The organism is Sphingobacterium hotanense (assembly GCF_008274825.1).
In the GTDB taxonomy this organism is placed as follows: Bacteria; Bacteroidota; Bacteroidia; order Sphingobacteriales; family Sphingobacteriaceae; genus Sphingobacterium; species Sphingobacterium hotanense.
Genome location: NZ_CP030848.1, coordinates 3,868,415 through 3,887,388, shown reverse-complemented (window position 1 = coordinate 3,887,388; position 18,974 = coordinate 3,868,415). Strand labels below are relative to the sequence as shown.

16 protein-coding genes are annotated in these 18,974 nt (G+C 42.3%); 7 read left to right on the top strand and 9 right to left on the bottom strand.

What is annotated here, in order from left to right; translation table 11 throughout:
• Positions 1-5: 5 nt before the first annotated feature.
• Both cysS and DSM08_RS16395 read left to right on the top strand, forming a co-directional pair.
• Positions 6-1,472, top strand: a complete 1,467-nt coding sequence (gene cysS / locus DSM08_RS16400; RefSeq protein WP_149527156.1) for a cysteine--tRNA ligase — start codon at positions 6-8, stop codon at positions 1,470-1,472.
• A gap of 22 nt (positions 1,473-1,494) precedes the next feature.
• On the top strand, positions 1,495-2,355 hold the full coding sequence (locus tag DSM08_RS16395; protein WP_149527155.1) for a YybH family protein: 861 nt from the start codon (positions 1,495-1,497) through the stop codon (positions 2,353-2,355).
• A 68-nt stretch (positions 2,356-2,423) separates the two neighbouring features.
• Here DSM08_RS16395 and DSM08_RS16390 read toward each other — a convergent pair whose 3' ends face one another.
• On the bottom strand, positions 2,424-3,794 hold the full coding sequence (locus tag DSM08_RS16390; RefSeq protein ID WP_149527154.1) for a peptidylprolyl isomerase: 1,371 nt from the start codon (positions 3,792-3,794) through the stop codon (positions 2,424-2,426).
• A 172-nt stretch (positions 3,795-3,966) separates the two neighbouring features.
• On the opposite strand from DSM08_RS16390, the gene DSM08_RS16385 reads away from it, so the two are divergent.
• A complete protein-coding gene (locus DSM08_RS16385) occupies positions 3,967-5,064 on the top strand; it encodes a lactonase family protein (protein ID WP_149527153.1) in 1,098 nt (365 codons plus the stop codon).
• Here DSM08_RS16385 and mnhG read toward each other — a convergent pair.
• The 7 genes from mnhG to DSM08_RS16350 are packed head-to-tail and all read right to left on the bottom strand — an operon-like array spanning position 5,061 to position 10,814.
• Positions 5,061-5,477, bottom strand: a complete 417-nt coding sequence (mnhG, locus tag DSM08_RS16380; RefSeq protein ID WP_149527152.1) for a monovalent cation/H(+) antiporter subunit G — start codon at positions 5,475-5,477, stop codon at positions 5,061-5,063. The two genes, DSM08_RS16385 and mnhG, sit on opposite strands and share 4 nt — an antisense overlap.
• Positions 5,470-5,742 (bottom strand): monovalent cation/H+ antiporter complex subunit F, encoded by a 273-nt coding sequence (locus DSM08_RS16375; RefSeq protein ID WP_149527151.1) that lies wholly within the window; start codon positions 5,740-5,742, stop codon positions 5,470-5,472. Before DSM08_RS16375 ends, mnhG begins: the two co-directional genes overlap by 8 nt.
• Positions 5,739-6,215, bottom strand: a complete 477-nt coding sequence (locus DSM08_RS16370; protein WP_149527150.1) for a Na+/H+ antiporter subunit E — start codon at positions 6,213-6,215, stop codon at positions 5,739-5,741. The genes DSM08_RS16375 and DSM08_RS16370 overlap by 4 nt, the downstream gene beginning before the upstream one ends.
• Positions 6,212-7,729 carry a proton-conducting transporter transmembrane domain-containing protein gene (locus tag DSM08_RS16365; protein ID WP_149527149.1) on the bottom strand — a complete coding sequence of 506 codons (1,518 nt, stop codon included), beginning with the start codon at positions 7,727-7,729 and terminating at the stop codon, positions 6,212-6,214. Before DSM08_RS16365 ends, DSM08_RS16370 begins: the two co-directional genes overlap by 4 nt.
• Positions 7,726-8,082: a Na+/H+ antiporter subunit C gene (locus DSM08_RS16360; RefSeq protein WP_149527148.1), complete on the bottom strand. Its 357-nt coding sequence runs from the start codon at positions 8,080-8,082 to the stop codon at positions 7,726-7,728. Before DSM08_RS16360 ends, DSM08_RS16365 begins: the two co-directional genes overlap by 4 nt.
• Before the next feature lie 4 nt (positions 8,083-8,086).
• Positions 8,087-8,500 carry a Na+/H+ antiporter subunit B gene (locus DSM08_RS16355; protein WP_149527147.1) on the bottom strand — a complete coding sequence of 138 codons (414 nt, stop codon included), beginning with the start codon at positions 8,498-8,500 and terminating at the stop codon, positions 8,087-8,089.
• A 4-nt stretch (positions 8,501-8,504) separates the two neighbouring features.
• On the bottom strand, positions 8,505-10,814 hold the full coding sequence (locus DSM08_RS16350) for a putative monovalent cation/H+ antiporter subunit A (protein ID WP_149527146.1): 2,310 nt from the start codon (positions 10,812-10,814) through the stop codon (positions 8,505-8,507).
• A gap of 146 nt (positions 10,815-10,960) precedes the next feature.
• Here DSM08_RS16350 and DSM08_RS16345 point away from each other — a divergent pair, with 146 nt between their 5' ends.
• The 3 genes from DSM08_RS16345 (at position 10,961) to DSM08_RS16335 (ending at position 15,498) form a co-directional block, all read left to right on the top strand.
• The gene (locus DSM08_RS16345) at positions 10,961-12,040 is read left to right on the top strand and encodes a metallophosphoesterase (protein ID WP_246172312.1); all 1,080 of its coding nucleotides are present in this window, start codon (positions 10,961-10,963) and stop codon (positions 12,038-12,040) included.
• A 620-nt stretch (positions 12,041-12,660) separates the two neighbouring features.
• Complete coding sequence (locus tag DSM08_RS16340; RefSeq protein WP_149526577.1) at positions 12,661-13,779, top strand: IS110 family RNA-guided transposase; 1,119 nt, start codon at positions 12,661-12,663, stop codon at positions 13,777-13,779.
• A 492-nt stretch (positions 13,780-14,271) separates the two neighbouring features.
• Complete coding sequence (locus tag DSM08_RS16335) at positions 14,272-15,498, top strand: IS110 family RNA-guided transposase (RefSeq protein ID WP_149525249.1); 1,227 nt, start codon at positions 14,272-14,274, stop codon at positions 15,496-15,498.
• Positions 15,499-15,803: 305 nt separating this feature from the next.
• On the opposite strand, the gene acs is transcribed toward DSM08_RS16335, so the two are convergent.
• Complete coding sequence (gene acs, locus DSM08_RS16330; RefSeq protein ID WP_149527145.1) at positions 15,804-17,726, bottom strand: acetate--CoA ligase; 1,923 nt, start codon at positions 17,724-17,726, stop codon at positions 15,804-15,806.
• 172 nt (positions 17,727-17,898) lie between these two features.
• Between acs and DSM08_RS16325 the strand changes: the two genes are divergently transcribed.
• A complete protein-coding gene (locus tag DSM08_RS16325; RefSeq protein ID WP_246172310.1) occupies positions 17,899-18,780 on the top strand; it encodes a UbiA prenyltransferase family protein in 882 nt (293 codons plus the stop codon).
• The last annotated feature ends 194 nt before the right edge of the window (positions 18,781-18,974 follow it).

Sequence of the window (18,974 nt, the reverse complement as noted above, 5' to 3'; positions counted from 1 at the left end):
ATCGTATGCAGCACAACTTAGTATTGTACAATACCCTGACTCGTAAAAAGGAGAAATTCGAACCTATACACCCCAACTTGGTTGGTATGTATGTTTGTGGTCCGACTGTTTACAGTGATGTACATTTAGGGAACTGTAGAACCTTCGTGTCGTTTGATCTTATCTTTCGCTACCTGCTTCATCTAGGGTATAAGGTGCGTTATGTACGCAATATCACAGATGCGGGACACTTAGAAGGAGACAATGACGAGGGCGATGATAAGTTTGCAAAGAAGGCGAAATTAGAGCAGCTGGAACCCATGGAAATTGTACAAAAGTACACCATAGGCTTTCATGATGTTTTGCGCTTATTCAATACCATACCACCGAGCATTGAACCAACGGCAACGGGACATATTTCCGAGCAGATCGAAATGGTTCAACAGATCATAGCAAACGGATATGCTTATGAGGTGGATGGCACAGTTTATTTTGATGTAGAAAAATACGTTAAAGAACATAACTATACGATCCTAACGAATCGTAATCTAGAAGATCTGTTAAATAACACGCGCGAGTTGGGCGGACAAGATGAGAAGCGCGGTCGTCTAGACTTTGCATTATGGATTAAGGCTAAACCAGAACATATTATGCGCTGGCCATCGCCTTGGGGCATAGGGTTCCCCGGTTGGCATATCGAATGTTCCGCCATGAGCAGAAAATACTTAGGCGATCAGTTCGATATCCATGGCGGCGGAATGGACTTGGCGGCTACTCACCACACCAATGAAATCGCACAATCGCAAGCTTGTAACCACACGACTCCAGCGAAATACTGGATGCATACCAATATGCTTACCGTCAATGGAGCGAGAATGTCGAAATCCGCAGGGAATGGCTTCTTGCCGGGCGAGCTGTTTACAGGAGATCATCCTCTATTGAATAGAGGCTATTCGCCGATGGCAGTGCGCTTTTTTATGCTGCAAGCCCATTACAGAAGCACTTTAGATTTTTCAAACGAAGCTTTGGACGCTGCTGATAAAGGATTTAAGCGCCTAATGACGGCGATCAGCTTGCTCGATAAGATTACGGTATCCGCTAAATCTAACTTTGCAGATCTAAAAGCAATTAAAGAGAAATGCTACGCCGCGATGGACGATGACTTCAACAGCCCGGTACTTATTGCGGAGTTATTTGAAGTGGTTCGTATCATCAACTCGATTTACGATGGTAAGCTAACAATCAACCAGGCTGATCTGGAAGACTTAAAAAGCTTTATTCACGCCTTCGTATTCGACATCCTAGGATTGAAGGATGATCAATTAGAAAACACAGACAACGTCGATGATTTGATGCAAATCATCATTGACTTGCGTAACGACGCTAAGAAAAATAAAGACTTTGTTACCTCAGATCGTATCCGCGAACATCTAACTGCTATCGGTATTCAGTTGAAGGACAGCAAGGATGGAACACTTTGGAATAAGATTTGATTAGTAAGGTAAAATTTGTACAATGATTAAAAAAAAGGCCTTTACTGTATTAACAACTGCATTAATAGCCTTATCAAGTTATGGTCAATTACCAGACAAGATAGGCGGACTGTTAACAGTAGATAGAACGGCAGCAAATCTTTCAAAAACTGAAAATCCACATACCGGATTAAAATACATGGTAGACAAACAGTCTACTTTCTTCGTGCCATCACCGGTAAACGCGGTAAACTATTTAGATAATCGTCCGAATATTCCAGATGTATTGACCTGGAACCCCAACTTCGTATTGGTATCCCGAAGCTTAGATTGGGGCGTAACGTCAGGACCTTTAGAGTTTCAAAAAGTTGGCGCCATCAAACGCTACGGCCAGTACTTAACCGTATGGAGAAGAGATAAAAAAGGAAACTGGAAAGCGCATATCCGTGCGGAAGTAGAAAACTTCGGAAAGGGCAAAGCAAGCCCATTAGAATATTACGAGCCGGATGATAAGGCTTATCTTAAGCATCGCTCGGATAAGCGATTGGCACAGCGTGAAGAAGTCGTTCTACAAACGGACGAATTGTTCTCCACAATCTTAAAAGCGGACACCAGAACGGGCTATAACGAGTTTATGGCAGATGACGCACGCTTTTACTTTCCTTGGCAATCAGAAATCGAAGGCAGAGACAAAATATTAGCATTCCTGAAGAAAGAACGTATTGAGATCGATACGGACCCTACTGGGGTAGGACGAGCGTATAGCGGTGAATTTGCCTATACGAACGGAACGGCAACAGTCGGCATGAAAGATAAAGTCGTTAAGTTTAATTATGTGCGTATCTGGCAATTGAAAGAAGACTTCCAGTGGAAGGTGATCTTAGAAATGATGTTCGAGAGATAATCGACAAAAGAGACATAAAAAGAAAAGCGAACCAATCGGTTCGCTTTTTCTTTTTATCTATTAGCCGTCTACTTCGCGGCGATATCATTATCGGTAGGAGTAAGCCATACTTTTAGTTCTTCACATTGCTGGAAATCATCGCTCACGTGTACAAAAGTTGCTTTGGTCTTTTTCTCAAACCACTCGCTCAGCTTTCTACGGGTCTTATCCTCTTGAGCAGCCTCTTGTATCTTGGCAAAATCTTGCTCCAAGCTTGCTTTATGTGGGGGAATACGGGTTTTTAAGTAATTGAACTTGTAAGCCACTTGTCCTGTTCTATCCGTAAATTGGAACGGCTTCGAGTATTCTCCAGGTTGTAATGGATCAATCGCTACGAACAATTCCTTCTCTAACATATCCACCGGGATAAGTGTCGTTCTGGATTGCGACTGTTCATTGATTACCATACCCCCGTTAAATTTTGTCTCTTTATTATCAGAGTATAACGAAGCAGCTGTATGGAATGGAAGTTTCCCTGAAGATACTTTATCATAGATACTATCGATCTTCGCTTTCGTGCGCTCTAAGCTAGCTGTGGTTGGCTTAGTTTTGATCAAGACGTGTCTTACATTCACCTCTTCACCACGGCGCTCTAGCACCTGTAGGAAGTGAAATCCGAACTGTGTCTCAAACACCGGTGAAACTTCACCTTCTTTTAATTTGAAAGCCATTGCCGAGAATTCTTTTACATAGGCATCACGTGTTGCGAAACCTAACTCACCACCGTAAGGGGCAGAACCATCTTCAGAGTAGAAACGCGCAACAGTACCGAAGTCTGTTCCGTCGATTACTTGCTTTCTATATCCCTCCGCTTTCTCACGGAATACATTTTTCTCTTCTTTTGTCAATACCGGATTAACCACGATCTCGCCAATCTCGACCTCTGTATTGAAACTAGGTAAGCTATCCTGATTCAAAGCCTCGAAGTAGCGTTTTACTTCTTGTGGTGTAATCGTGATTTTCTGAACGATTGTACCCTGAAGCTTATTAGCCTTCAATTGTTCAGAAAGAATAGGTCTCATCTCTTCTTTGTACTGTAACAAAGAACGTTTTAAGAACCCTTCTAAGCGCTCTTGACTTCCTGCGCGACGAACCATTTCCCGCATACGAGCGTTCAATTGATCATCAACCTCCGATTCCGTTACTTCAACTGAGTCGATTACCGCTTGCTGAGCAAGCAATTTTGTCATAATCAATTGTTGTAATGCCGTACATTTGAAATCGTCGTCCGGTGTTCCGCCGTTTGCAAGATACTGCATGTACTGGTTATCAATATCGGATTGTAAGATAATCCCCGAGCCCACAGTTGCAACCACACGGTCAATAAGCCTTTCCTGAGCATTCACTCCGATGGAACAGAACGTCAGTAAAAGTGTTATTATAGTAAAAAGGTTCTTCATTCTTTTATAGTCAATCTAAATGAGATAGTCTAGGGGCAAAATTATTAAATATTATGCCTTTTTTCTACATTTATACCATAATAAATAATATAAATAAAAAACGCTATCCTCACGCTGGCGCTAAAATACCTATTTGAAGATAAACTTACTGTGTTTTAACCATATTTAACAGATGAAAAAGACTTGCCTGATAATACTAATTTCGATGATGACCGCACATTTAACACATGCACAAAACCAACTTGTTCCCATGTTCGTTGGAACCTATACCTCCGAGGGCGGAAGCCGAGGAATTTATTCTTATTTGTTCGATCAGGTCACTGGGAATTCAGATTTGATAAGTGAAGTAGAAACACCAAGTCCATCATTTTTAGCACGAACAGATAAGTTTTTAGTGGCAGTAAATGAGTCGGGCGATGGCAACCAATCGATTTCATCCTTTAACCTGGCTGATGAAACCCTGACCTTCGAAAATAAAGTCTCGACCAAGGGAGGAGCACCCTGCCATGTGCTATTGGGGGATAATGGCCGCTATGCCGTCGTTTCCAATTACTCCGGAGGATCCTTAGCATTATATAGCATTGATGAAAACGGACATATATCCGAAATGGACGATTATCGTGAGTTTAAGGGAAGCAGCGTCGACCCTAAACGACAAACCAAATCGCACATCCACTCGGCGTTTATGGGACCCGACAAATCAATCTATGTCTCTGATTTAGGTGCAGATATGATCTACGTCTTTGACGTCGTAAAAGATGGAACAAAGTACCAATTCAAAGAAAAAGAATTAATTACTGTTACAAAGGGAGGTGGACCAAGACATATTGCATTCCATCCTAAAGGAAAAACGATGTATTCCTTGCAAGAACTAACCGGAGATATCGTAGTTTTTAACAAAGAAAAGAATGGCTGGAAGCAATCGCAGATCATCAATATGATTACCGCAGAATTCGAAGGCCAACATGGCGCTGCAGACTTGAAAATATCACCTGATGGCAAATTCCTGTATAGTACCAATCGTGCTGATGCAAATACGGTATCGGTCTTTGCAATCAAAAAAGACGGTTCCTTAGAATTAAAGCAATTGGTATCTGCCTTAGGGACAGGTCCTAGAAACTTAAATTTAACACCAAACGGGAAGTTTGTCTTGGTTGCCAATCAAGTGACGGATCAAATCGTGGTGTTTGCGAGAGATGCTAAAACAGGCTTGCTGACGGATCACGGTAGAAGAATCGTGCTGTCCAAACCGGTCTGTATTATCTTTTAATCCGTAGCATCTTCCGTATCGGCAATATTATCATCTTCCGTTTTATCTGCTTTATTAGGGTCGCTCTCTAGTATATTCTTTTCGTGATTATACATGCCTTGCAGTTGATCGATGATGGTACCTTTCCATAGTGGCGTGTCCGTTGTATAAGCTGCACGCCCAATCATATGTGCGGCGATCGGAGCCGTCAGAATTAAAAAGAATATGATGGCAATAGACTTCGTGGTTACCGAAACATCATCAGGGAACATAATGGCCGCGCAGATCAATAATAAACCTACGCCCAAGGTCGATGCTTTGACCGTAACAGATAGGCGAAGGTAAAAATCAGGCATCCGGAGCACACCAATGGATGCAAAGAGGATGGATAGTGCACCTACCGTACTTAATACTGCTAAAATAATATCAATCATCGCGTTGTTTTTCTATGTAATACGAAAAGGCGATAGTACCCAAAAAGGCAATAAGCGCCAAAATAATAGCTACATCCAACAGCACTTCCTGCTCTTGTCGGATACTATAAACCGTGATAATACCAATACCAATAGTGATGATAAGATCCAGTGCAATCACGCGATCTACCACCGTCGGCCCTTTGAACAAACGGATAAAGACCAGCAACACCGAAATGGTCAAGATGGGTAAAATCACAAAATCAAAATACGCTTCTAAACTCATCTTATGATCTCTAATAATCTTCGTTCAACCCCTGTTTTTAACTGACGGATAAATTGCTGCTCATCCTTTAGATACATCACGTGGATATAAATAGCCTTTTTGTCATCGCTAATGTCGATAATCAACGTCCCTGGCGTCAGGGAAATAAAGGTAGATAGCAAATTGATCTCAAAATCTGTCTTGGTATTCACCGGATAGCGCACGATGCCAGGCTTGAAGAAATACTTCGGCGTAACAACGTCATAGGCTACCTGAATATTCGCTTTGAGCAACTCGTAAAGGAAATAGAAAAAGAAGGAAATAATCTTCGGTACACGATAGAAGTAGCGCTGATCCGTCTCATTCCTATTCATGATCCACAGCACGCCAAACCCTAATAAATAGCCAAACAAAAAGTTTGAATATAAAAGGGAGCCCGATAATGCTACCCAGATAAAGGATAGCAATAAGTTCATCAAGAAAAACTTAATCATTTCTCAAAAACTTTATCACCCAATACGGTACGTATGTATGAGCTTGTATCCAACAATTCGTTACTTATGCGATCTACAGCAATGACAATGTTCTCTGCATTTAAGCCGATGTATAAAGTTACCGAACATAAAAGTAGGATTGGCATCACTAGCAATACTTTCTTAAAAGGAGGAAGCTCCATAAACTTATCCTCCATCACGCTCTCATCAGGGCATTTCTTCCAGAATACGTCCGCCCACATCTTCGCGATGACGTACATGGTCACTAGACTACCCACAATCAATGCGCCAACAAAAAAGTAGTGCTTGCCCACGAATGCTTCCTGAAAAAGGTAGATCTTAGGCCAAAAACCTGATAATGGAGGCACCCCAACTAAGGAGAAGAGCACCAAAGCGATAATCAATGATATCAGCGGATAGGAAGCATATAATCCCCCTAATCGATTCATGTCCATCGTTCCTCTCACTTGGCGGATGTATCCGGCAATCAAGAACATATTCGTCTTGACCATAATATCATGAATCAAGTAGAATACCGCGCCCATTAATGCCGCTTTGGTAAACATCGCAATCCCGCCCAGCATAAAACCGATATGACAGACAATCAAATAGGAAAACAATCGGCGGATATTGGTTTTGATCAGGGCGCCAAAGGCTCCCGTCAAGATGGTTAAAACCGCCATCACCATCAGCAAATTCTTCGTAAACTCATCAGGGATGAACATCAAACTGAACACCCGTAAGATAGCATAGACCCCGACTTTCGTCAATAAGCCACCAAAGGTTGCTGCAACTGCGGAAGGCGGCGTATGATAGGATGAAGGCAGCCAATAGTAAAGCGGGAACACTGCAGACTTAATACCGAAGCCTAATAGAAAGAAGATTGCCGCAATATCAATTAAAGACTGATTATGGAATTCACGAATGCGAATCGAAAGATCAGCCATATTCAATGAACCCGTGATACCGTAGAGAATACCAATACCGGTTAAAAAGAATGTCGACGCTAGAATATTCATCGCCATATACTTTACGGCACCTTCCAGCTGTGCTTTACGGCCTCCCAGCGTCATCAACACAAATGAGGAAATAATGATGACTTCGAACCAAACATAGAGGTTGAAGATATCGCCCGTTAAAAATGCACCATTCAACCCCATCAAGAGGAAGTGGAAAATAGGGAAGTAGCCATACAGCATCCTTTGACGAGCAATTCCAACCGATGAAAATATCGAAACAGCGAATCCTGCAATAGAGGTTAGCAAGACCATACTGACCGCCAATAAGTCGGCAACAAAGACAATCCCAAATGGTGCTTCCCAATTGGAAGCATTCATCGATAAAGTTCCTTCTGTGTAGACCTTTGCAAAAAGACGGATTGCAATCAACAACCCGATAAAGGCTCCCCCGACGCTAATAAAGCGCTGCGTCACGGTCTTCCGCCAGGCAATAAGCTGCAGAATAGCCGTAAACAAGTGGATAAAAACGGGAGCTAAAATGTGGTTATCAATCATATATCTTCTTCTTCCGGCGTATTTAAATCATCTAAATCGTCTGAATCAACCAAGGCGTACACCCTTTTCAACAATACAATCGCAAAAGCCGTTAAAGCGAAACTGATGACAATCGCCGTCAGGATTAAGGATTGTGGAATCGGGTCTGCATAAATATCTTCGAAAACATTGTGGTTCGGATCGATTACAGGGGGCTTTCCCTTCGTAATGGTTCCTAAAAGGAAAATCAGGATGTTCGTACCATTGCCTAAGAGCATAATCCCTAAGAGCAATTTCACCATACTGCGCCGTAGAATCAAAAAGATCCCCGCAGCATATAGAAAGCCTAAAACAACGACTAATAATAACTCCATATGCTTAGTCCTTGGTTAATGAAATGGTGAACAATATCGTAAGAACCACACCGACGACGACCAGATAAACCCCCAGGTCAAAGAACAGCGCGGAACCAATGGAGCCGATAACAGGAATTTTTTCCTCAAACCATAAGCCCGTCATTGGTGGAAGACCAAAAAAGGTAGGCGAAATAACAGCCAATGAGGCCACGCCAAGGCCGATAGGAATCAATGATAAAGGCTTTCTGCCTAATAATTTCATCGTTTCTTCGGTCCCATGTGCAAAACTATGTAACACAAAGGCAATTGACGCAACTAGCCCCCCAACGAAGCCTCCTCCAGGGAAATAATGCCCTCTTAACAGTAAAAAGAAAGAGAACAGCAATAAGATCGGTAGCAGATACCGAGTAGCGGTCTGTAAGATAATACTCTTCATAAACTTATTCTTTCTCCGACGACTTTAATCTTAATTTTAATAAACTATACACTCCGACTGCGGCAATACTCAATACAACCGTTTCGAACATCGTATCGATACCCCTAAAGTCTGCCAAGATTACATTGACCACATTCTTGCCTTTTGCTAGGATATAGGCATTCTCGCCATAGAAATTCGTCGTATCCTTAGACACCGGTTCGTAAAGCACCTTCAAAGCGATAATAGAAAGTATGGTTCCGAAGCCAAGAGCAACGAACATATCTCTGATCTTTTGCCGTGGGGATGCTAAACTCAAGAAAGTTGGTAATTTATAGAGAACCAATACAAAAAGTACGGTCGTCAAGGTGTCGATAGTAAATTGCGTCATTGCCAAATCCGGCGCACTGTAGAATACGAACATCAAACAGATACAATAGCCGATGACACTCATGGAAACAACGGAAGTCAGTCTAGATGGGGTAATGATGACGATCAGTAGGGCGCCAAGCAGGATAATAGCCACAGCTACCTCATATATCGTTAGTGGAGAAAGATTATCGAAATTGATCTGAATAGGTCCGCTGAGCCATAACCTATAGATCAAAAGAGCCTCCGCGAATAATATAATCTTTAAGTGATACGATCGCAGGTAGCCATTATGAAGGCTGTTGGTATACCAGGTCGAAAACTTGAATATATCGTTGCTGTAACGCGTAAAAAACGTTTGTGCAGAGAAAGTATTCCATTTCTCTACCAGTCTCACTTTCGCTTCACTTGGTTTATTGATCAGGTATAGGATCGTACCAACGACTAACGTAATCCCACTTAACAATAATACCGTATTGAAACCATGCCAGATCGCCAGATGCATTTCCGTATCCTGCCCAAAAATCGCATTAGCGGTTTGATAACTCAGCAAGTCGCCTACAATACCCGGGAATACCCCAAAAAGTACACTCAAGATGCCCAGTATCAGTGCTGGAAGCCACATCGAAATATAAGGTAAATGCAGTTTACTATATTTCTCCGGAAGCTCGCCAAAGAAGGGGTTGAAACCCGCCATAAAACCTGCAGCAAGCAAACAAATATTCGTCACTAAGGCTAATCCCGTCAATATAATGCTCAAATGAGGCACGGCATGCAATGTAGACTCATAGATTAAGTCCTTTCCGATAAATCCAAAAGTCAGCGGCACACCAGCGCTGGAAAGTGCAGCTAAACCTGCAGCAATACCAACAGGTAAGAGTACCTTCCGTAGTCCCGATAATACGGTAATATCCCGAGTCCCGGTTTCATGGTCAATAATACCCGTAACAAGGAATAATGTCGCTTTGTATAAAGCATGCACCAATATGAAGACACTGGCAGCAATAATTGCTTCCTTCGTTCCAACGCCTAGCAGAAACACCAATATACCGAGTGCTGATATCGTCGTATAAGCCAATATAGATTTTAGGTCGATGCGGAATAAGGAATGTACGGCTGCAAACAGCATGGTGAAACCTCCGACAATCATCAATGGATAAGACCACATCTCGGTACCTCCCAAAATAGGGAAGAAGCGAGCAAGTAGGTAAATACCCGCCTTCACCATTGTCGCTGAGTGTAGATAAGCCGATACCGGTGTCGGTGCCTTCATCGCTCCCGGCAACCAGAAATGGAATGGGAACTGTGCAGATTTGGTAAAAGCACCAATAAAAAGAAAACCTAATATCAATGGATACAGCTCATGCTGTATAATCATATCCCGCTCATTGATCAAAGCAGAAATAGAATATGTACCTGCAATATTGCCAATCAATACTAATCCCGCAACCAAGAAGAACCCGCCCATACCGGTTATTGTGAGGGCGGTCAATGCGCTTTTTCTAGATTCTGCCTGCTCGTTGTTAAAACCGATCAGGAAAAATGAGCTGATGCTCGTCAGCTCCCAAAAAATAAATAGCAACAGCAGGTTGTCCGAAAGAACAAGCCCCAACATCGCCGACATGAAGAGTAACAAGTAACCGAAAAAACGATCAAAATAGGGATGCCCCTTCAGGTAAGTCCGCGCATAAAAAAAGATCCCTGTACCGATCCCAGTAATCAATAAGCTAAAAAGTAAGGAAAGACCGTCCAGGCGAAAATCAAAATTGATATTTAAGGATGGAACCCAGTCTAAATGTTGGATAAATGTACTGCCAGCCGATATTATTGGAATGTATCCTAGGTAGTATGCAAATAAACATGCGGGCACAATTGGTAGGATAATACTCCATTTCGATTTGATTTTTTTGCCGAACGGCACAAGAAATAAAGCAGTTATTAAACCAAATAAAATTGTAAAAAGCATGAATATTATTATAGTTAATTTGGGAATCGCCCTAAAAATAGTAAAAAACTACGATTTTTCCATGTTAAATTCATGTGAAAGATCAATTAAACTCGGAAAAACATACATTTATTGTTAGCTTTAAACAATCAATTACTCGAATTGTTATGAATAAACTACCTAGACCTATGCTTGGCCTCATTCTGGGCCTTTTAATCTTTGCATTGCCAACTTTCGCACAGCAAGCCTATGTAAAACCGAAGCTTTCAAATCCCGACTCTTGGTCATTTGTCTTGATCCCGGATCCACAAACCTATATGAAGTTTGAACGAAACCTCGGAACCTTTCATACCATGATTTCCTGGATTAAGGAAAATAAGGACTCTTTGAATACGCAATTCGTCCTATGTACCGGTGATCTCGTGGAGCAAAACGATTTGCTGAACCCTAACGGCAAGCAAGCAAATCAGACAAGCAAGCAGCAGTGGACAAGCATCAGCTCTGCCTTCCATCGCTTGAATGGACTGGTACCTTATGTTCTCGCTACAGGAAATCATGACTACGGACATGTGAGCGCCGAATATCGCGCTACCCAATACGATAAATATTTCTCCGTGGAACAAAATCCACTTAATGCAGCCGCAATCCGCGAGGTGGGACCAAATCTTAATGGAGCATCAACCGGGGTGAATGCTGTTTACGAATTTAAGACCCCACATCAGCAAAAGTTATTGGTCATGGTCCTGGAGTTCGCTCCTCGAAACGAAGTCGTTGAATGGGCTAAAAAGACCTTAGATCAACCAAAATACGCCGACCATAGCGTTTTCCTATTGACCCACACCTATCTAAACAGAGATAGCAAACATATGCCTAGAGAAGGCTACAAGATTGAAGACGCAAATTACGGCGAAGCCCTTTTCGAGAAACTTGTAAAACCTTCTAAAAACATTCGTATGGTATTCTCAGGGCATATCGGCGCACCAGATAACTGGGGCGGCCACTTGGGCTTCCGCGAAGACAAGAATGCCGCAGGCAAGTCGGTCGTACAGATGGCATTTAACGCCCAAGCAATGGGTGGCGGATGGCATGGCAACGGCGGCGACGGCTGGCTTCGTTATCTTGAATTCCTCCCAGACGGCAAAACCGTAAAAGTGAAAACATTCTCGCCACTCTTCGCCATTTCCCCCGCAACAAGACACCTAGCTTTCGAAAGAAGCGCAACACAGGAGTTTGAGTTTAAACTGTGAGGTAGTAGTTAGTATTTAGACCTAGGGCGGGGAGGAAGTTTTGTCTTGAACCAGGAAAGGAAGGATTTTAGGATTGTCAGGATCTGATATTGTGACATATGAAGGGATGGATTGTATTTTTTATATGAGCCGTTTCAAACTATCTCAGCATTAGCTAGTACGAACCCCGTAGAACCCTTTCACTAAAGGGCTCAAACTATATAGGTTCAAACTACACAGGTCAAAACTATACCGACGCAAATTATACAGGTTCTATTAATACAAGAAACCCATAACGACAAATATCCGCTATCCTGTATGTCGGAGCCCTTTAGTGAAAGGGCTCTACGCATTGGCGTCATATATAGCGCCAATAAATTCCGATCAAACTATATAGGCATATCGTCCACCCGATCCTGCCAATCCTTGCATCCTTCCTTTCCTGGTTCAGAACTAGTATTTAGTAGTTAGTATTTAGTATAAAGACCTATGGCGTCCGATCCTGTCCATCCTTTTTAAAATCTATCGCCCGCCCTAGGTCTAAACTGATATATGAATTTGTAGAATTATAACTGCGTGGAATAAAAATCAAGAAGACCACAACTTTGTTTCCATTATAGTATTAATTATAGAACATAATTATGGAAAAATTTTGTGGTCTTGATGTACATAAAGATAGTGTTTTTATGTGCATTCTAAGTGAAAACAACGAAAAGTATGAAGAGGTTTTTAAGACTTTAACCCCTGACCTTGAACGGCTTCGTGACACGCTTGTTGATCATGGTGTCGGACTTGTTGCCATGGAGAGCACCAGTATCTATTGGTACCCGTTATGGAATATTCTAGAATCGGATTTTGATGTTAAATTGGTCAATCCACTGTTCATCAAGCAGGTTCCTGGAAGGAAGTCCGATGTCAAGGATGCCGAGTGGATCGCTACGGTTTTGATGAAGGATCTGATTAAAGGGAGCTTTGTTCCTCCTAGCATCATCCAACAATTGCGGCTTTACAACCGTAAGATTACCAAGCTCAACAAACAATTGCGTCGCAGTGAACAGGAAATGGATGAGATGCTTCAAAGATGCAACATCCGTTTGAGTAATTACGTCTCTGATATCGGCTGCAAGTCCATGAAGAAAGTTGTTCAGGCTATCGCTAAGAATCATTTGAACCCGGATTATTTATTGAGCTTGGTCCATGCTCGGATTGTTAGGAAAAGCGGCGCGGAAACGATCCGAGCTTCGCTTACAGGAACATTCACTTCAGTAGACATCGAGATATTGAGGATGATCGTGGAGGATATCAATTTCCACCATGATCAGCTCGAATTCTGCAAGAAAGAGTTACTGAAGCTATGCTATCAGCATTTCAATCTTCAAATGGAACTATTGGTGACCATACCTGGAGTGAAAGAGCACGCAGCTGCCTGTATCATTTCTGAAATAGGGACGGACATGAAATTCTTTACATCGGCAACAGCCTTAGTAGGCTGGACCGGTCTTAGACCGCGGAACGACCAAAGTGCGGGTAAGATTAAAGGAAGAAAGACCCTACACGGAAATAAATATCTTCGCTTGATGCTCGTACAATGTGCTTGGGGAGCATCCAGAACAAAGGGAAGCGCTTTTATGGCGCGATATCAACGATTCAGAAAAAGAATGCACCACAACAAAGCGCTTATAGCAAATGCTAGAAAGCTGTTGGTGATAATTTGGAACATATTAGCCAAAAAGGAACCCTATTTTGCCCAAGCAATCTAGCAGGCCTTTTAAAGGAAAGTACCAAGGCCCTAGTATTTATGGTGGACTATACCCCGATTTCTAAACTGGCATAATAAGGAACTTTCTGGCAAGAAATTGCGTGTGAGCTAAAAGCTCGTAGAGGAAATTATTATTATTTAAAAGCGGACTAGGCAAATGCCTGGTAAAGCAAGACTATGCCTAATCAAATAGAAACAAGCCTTTAGATGATCTTTAAAGGCTGGTTCGATTAGTATTTATAGAGGAAATACTAACTACTAAATACTAAATACTACCCCAATCAAATCCCAATCAAACCCGCTTCCAAGCGGGTTTGATTGGGATTTGATTAGGGTTTGAAAGGGCTTTGAAAGGGTTTTAAGCAAAAGCAGGCTGGTACAAAAAAACATTCATGATACTCGGGTATCACCAACAGCCATGAAAGTCACGGGCTCATAGTCCCAATAGGCATTTAGCCAAAACGGTATCTTAGTACCAATAAATATAAGACCTATGGCTGTCAGCGGATTACCCTTTATTCTTGATCGTGGCTGTGGACTGGATGTCCATAAAGACACAGTAGTTGCTACCATTAAAGGTAGTGATTTTGATACAGAGACAAAAACCTTCTTAACTTTTACGGATGACCTGTATGATTTAGTGCAATGGCTTCAATCCCATTCCATTACACAGGTTGCCATGGAGAGCACCGGTGTTTACTGGCGACCGGTTTACGCGGTTTTGGAAGATTACTTTCACATTTTGTTGGTCAATGCCCGCCACATCAAGAATGTTCCGGGGCAGAAGACCGATAAGAAGGATAGCGAATGGATCTCCAAACTGCTTCTTTCCGGTCTACTGAAGGGTAGCTTCATTCCAGCACAACATATCCGGGAGCTCAGGGAGCTCTACCGACATAGACGCAAGCTGATCGCGATGCGGACTGCAGAAAAGAACCGGTTGCAGAACATCCTTGAATCTGCCAACGTCAAACTGCGGAGCGTGGTCAGCGACGTATTCGGTGTAAGCGCCATGGAAATGGTCCGATCCATGGCTAAAGGTCAGAGCGATCCTTTGCTGTTGGCAAGCATGGCCAAGGGTTCACTGGTCAAGAAACACGCAGAACTGATTAAAGCACTTACTGGCAAGGTCACAGATCACCACCGCTTCATGTTGACCCTTATACTGCAATCCATCGATCATATCAATCTACAAATAGCACAATCAGAGGCTCAGATGGAACAGTACGCAAGGATCATGTATCGGGAGCTGGAACTACTGGAGACTATTCCGGGAGTGTCTTCCAAAGTAGCATTAGGAATCGTCTCAGAGATCGGTACGGACATGACCCAATTTGCAACACATCAGAACCTTTCCTCATGGGCTGGTGTTTGCCCGGGCAACAATGAGAGTGCAGGAAAAAAGTATTCCTCCAGAACAACACATGGAAATAAGTATCTCAAGACGACGCTCGTAGAGGCCGCATGGGTAGCTTCTAGATCCAAGGCCAATCCCTTACTTGCAGTCAAGCATCACCAGATCGCTGCCCGAAGAGGACATAAGAAGGCGACAATAGCCATTGCACATAAGATATTGACCGCTGCATACCATGTGCTGAGGGACATGGAACCCTATCAATTACATCCCCAGGATATAAAAATACTGGAAAATAGAAGACTTAAAAGAATTGACAGATTACAGAAACAATTGAGTACCCTGAAGAACACGTCTTATAAATAAAAGATCGACCTTTTTTTGGTGGTTAGACTCCCCGTGAAAAAAACTGATAACAGACGTTTAAGAACCAACAGTTGATGCCTTTAGAGCTCGAAGAAAAAATTATACTCTTGTTTTTAGTAATAAAGTCCTTTTTTTGATCAAGAAGAATACTTAAGAAACAGAAACAAAATATTCCAGACAAAAAAATAGACCCTTGAACACTGGTCTGATTTTTTATTGGTTTAGATTGAAAAAACAACAATAACTTTCAGAAAAAAGAGGCTAACCATTGGTTAGCCTCTGCTGTATCTCTTCGTAGTTTTTACTTACGATTGCGATCTGAATTCTTCTGCTCCTTTGATAATCGCGTCCACTACGGTTGGATCTTGTAGGGTCGATGTATCTCCGAGGTTGTTCAATTCGCCTTCGGCGATTTTTCTCAGGATTCGGCGCATAATCTTGCCGGATCTTGTTTTTGGTAAGTCTTGCACGAATTGGATGATATCTGGTTTTGCGATCGCTCCGATAATACGTTGAACGGTCTGTAAGATATCTTGACGTGTTTTTTCGGCGTCGATATGGTGGTTCGCGATGACGTAAGCGTAGATGCCTTGGCCTTTAACAGGGTGCGGATAGCCTACGATTGCTGATTCTACTACGTCGGCGTGCATGTTGATGGCGTTTTCAACTTCGGCAGTACCGATACGGTGTCCCGATACGTTCAATACATCATCCACACGGCCCGTAATACGGTAATAACCTTCCGGGCTGCGGTAACAGCCATCCCCGGTGAAGTACATATTCTCGTAGGTTGAGAAATAAGTCTGTTTACAACGCTCGTGGTCTCCCCAAGTGGTGCGTAGCATACCTGGCCATGGGAACTTGATACATAAGTTACCCGACACATCATTGCCTTGAATTTCTTCACCGTTTTCATCCATCAAGGTAGGTTGTACTCCCGGCAATGGCAACATTGCATAACCTGGAATTTCAGGGGTAATACCTGCAATAGGAGTGATCAAATGACCGCCATTCTCCGTTTGCCACCAAGTATCGGCAATCGGACATTTACCTTTGCCGACTTTGTTATGATACCATTCCCACGCTTCTTGGTTGATAGGCTCACCAACGGATCCTAAGACACGCAGCGAAGAAAGGTCTTTATTTTCTACATACTCATCGCCAAATGCCATTAACGAACGTAGGGCAGTTGGTGCGGTATAAATAATATTTACTTTATGCTTATCGACGATATCCCAGTAGCGACCAGCGTCAGGGAAGGTCGGAATACCTTCAAACATTAATGAAGTTGCTCCTTGCGATAATGGACCGTAGACAATGTAGCTATGACCGGTGATCCATCCGATATCTGCTGTACAGAAATAAACTTCGCCTGGTTGGTACTGGAAAGTATTAGCAAAAGTATAGCCGGTATAGACCATATATCCTGCAGTCGTATGCACCACACCTTTTGGTTTTCCGGTCGATCCGGATGTGTAAAGAATGAACAATACATCCTCTGCATCCATTTCTTCTGCCGGACAAGCAGGATTGCCTTGCGTTTCTACTTTTTTGATCTCATCTTCCCACCATACATCACGTCCTTTAATCATGGAGATAGGCGTGCGTGAGCGAGTCAATACGATTACTTTTTCTACAGACTTGCATTGCATCAAGGCGTCATCTACGATAGTTTTCAGTTCCAACACTTTCTTGCCACGGAAACCGCCATCTGCAGTGATCACCAATTTACATTCCGCATCGTTGATACGGTCGGCGATTGACTGTGCGGAGAATCCACCGAATACCACCGAATGGATGGCGCCTATACGTGCACAAGCAAGGACAGCAATAACAAGCTCAGGAACCATCGGTAAGTAGATACATACACGATCACCTTTGCGGATGTTGTTGTTCTTCAGTACATTCGCAAACTGCTCTACCTTCTGTAGCAATTGCTTGTAAGATAATATACGGTGTGCTTCGTTCGGGTCGTTAGGTTCCCAAATAATAGCAGGCTTATCACCGTTCAAATAGATATGACGATCTAAACAGTTCTCGGTGATGTTTAATTTTCCACCTTCGAACCATTTGATCTTTGGCTCATTGAAATTCCAGTCAAGAACATTCGTCCATTTTCTCTTCCAAAAGAAGTTGTCGGCAATCTCTGCCCAGAATGCTTCAGGTTGTTCTACACTCTTCTTATAGGCATCTTGATACGCCTCAAAAGATTTAATTTGAAAACTCATTTTTAATAAAAAAATATTATAGGTCTACATTATCTTTATAGAAGGTTTTATTATTTTCGGTCAAATTGTTATTAAAAACGAAAAAATAATACCTCTTTAGCACTAATCTAGCGATTTTTGTGAAGATTTGCTAATTTTTGTGTTCGCGAATCAAAGCAGCATTGTCAATTGTTTGCAAGAAAGAGCATTGAAATACATCCGAGCGACATATCATTTTTTCGTCCACAGCAATCTTTTGATTGCCCTTGCTGCGGTGGCTCAATGCGCGCTGACGTATTACGTGCTGGACTTCGATATTAACCCGGCTATTCTATGGATAGAAGGGACCACTACGCTCTTGCTGTATAACTTGAGTTTATATCTTTCGAAACCGGCGAATCCTCAGCAATCGCCATATTTAAGAACACGTTGGGTATTTAAGTATGAGTGGTTATTGTGGTTGAACAGTATATTGGCTGTTTTCTTACTTATCTATGCTCTTTTACAAATCCATCCTTATACCTTTTACTATTTAGCCTTCGTCGGCTTGGTCAGTATGGCTTATGCAGTTCCGTTTCTTCGGATCAATGGACAGCGGCGCGGCCTGCGTTCGGTGCCAGGGCTCAAGCTCTTCTACATTGCATTGGTATGGTCGCTCAGCAGTGTGGGCTTGCCCGTCGTCGAGCTTTACGTGGAAGGAGCGACAATAGACTGGTTTATGGCGAATTATTTGGGCTTGGTGAAGATACTATTTCTCCTGATCTGCACCCTTCCATTTGATATTCGCGATATGGAACAGGATACCCATTATAATCTAAAGACCGTGCCCACGATGTTAGGCGAACCTGCTGCAATTAATCTAGCCTATATTCTTGGGATTGCACACTTATTTTTGATCGCCTTTTCGCCATACAGCATTCCGGTAAAGGCAGGGATGTTACTTACCACGCTGCTAATATTGGTGCTGATGAAATCTGTTGTTTTTACAAGTAAACGCAACTACCATACGGTCTATTTATTGGATTTAGCACTTATTGTGCAATGGTTTTTGGTTTTTCTGTTTCGACTGTCCTAGATTTTTATTGTAATAATTGTTTGATGTTGTAGGAATTTTTGTAATACAAAAATATTTTCCCTCCTTTTGTTAAATAATTATTAATAATATCCTAAAATACATCTATCGTTTTAGCGAATCACTTATCAATGCGGATCTGTATTAGTTTCTAAAGCTGATATTAACGGTTTTTAGTGATTTTTTTGAGTTATGAT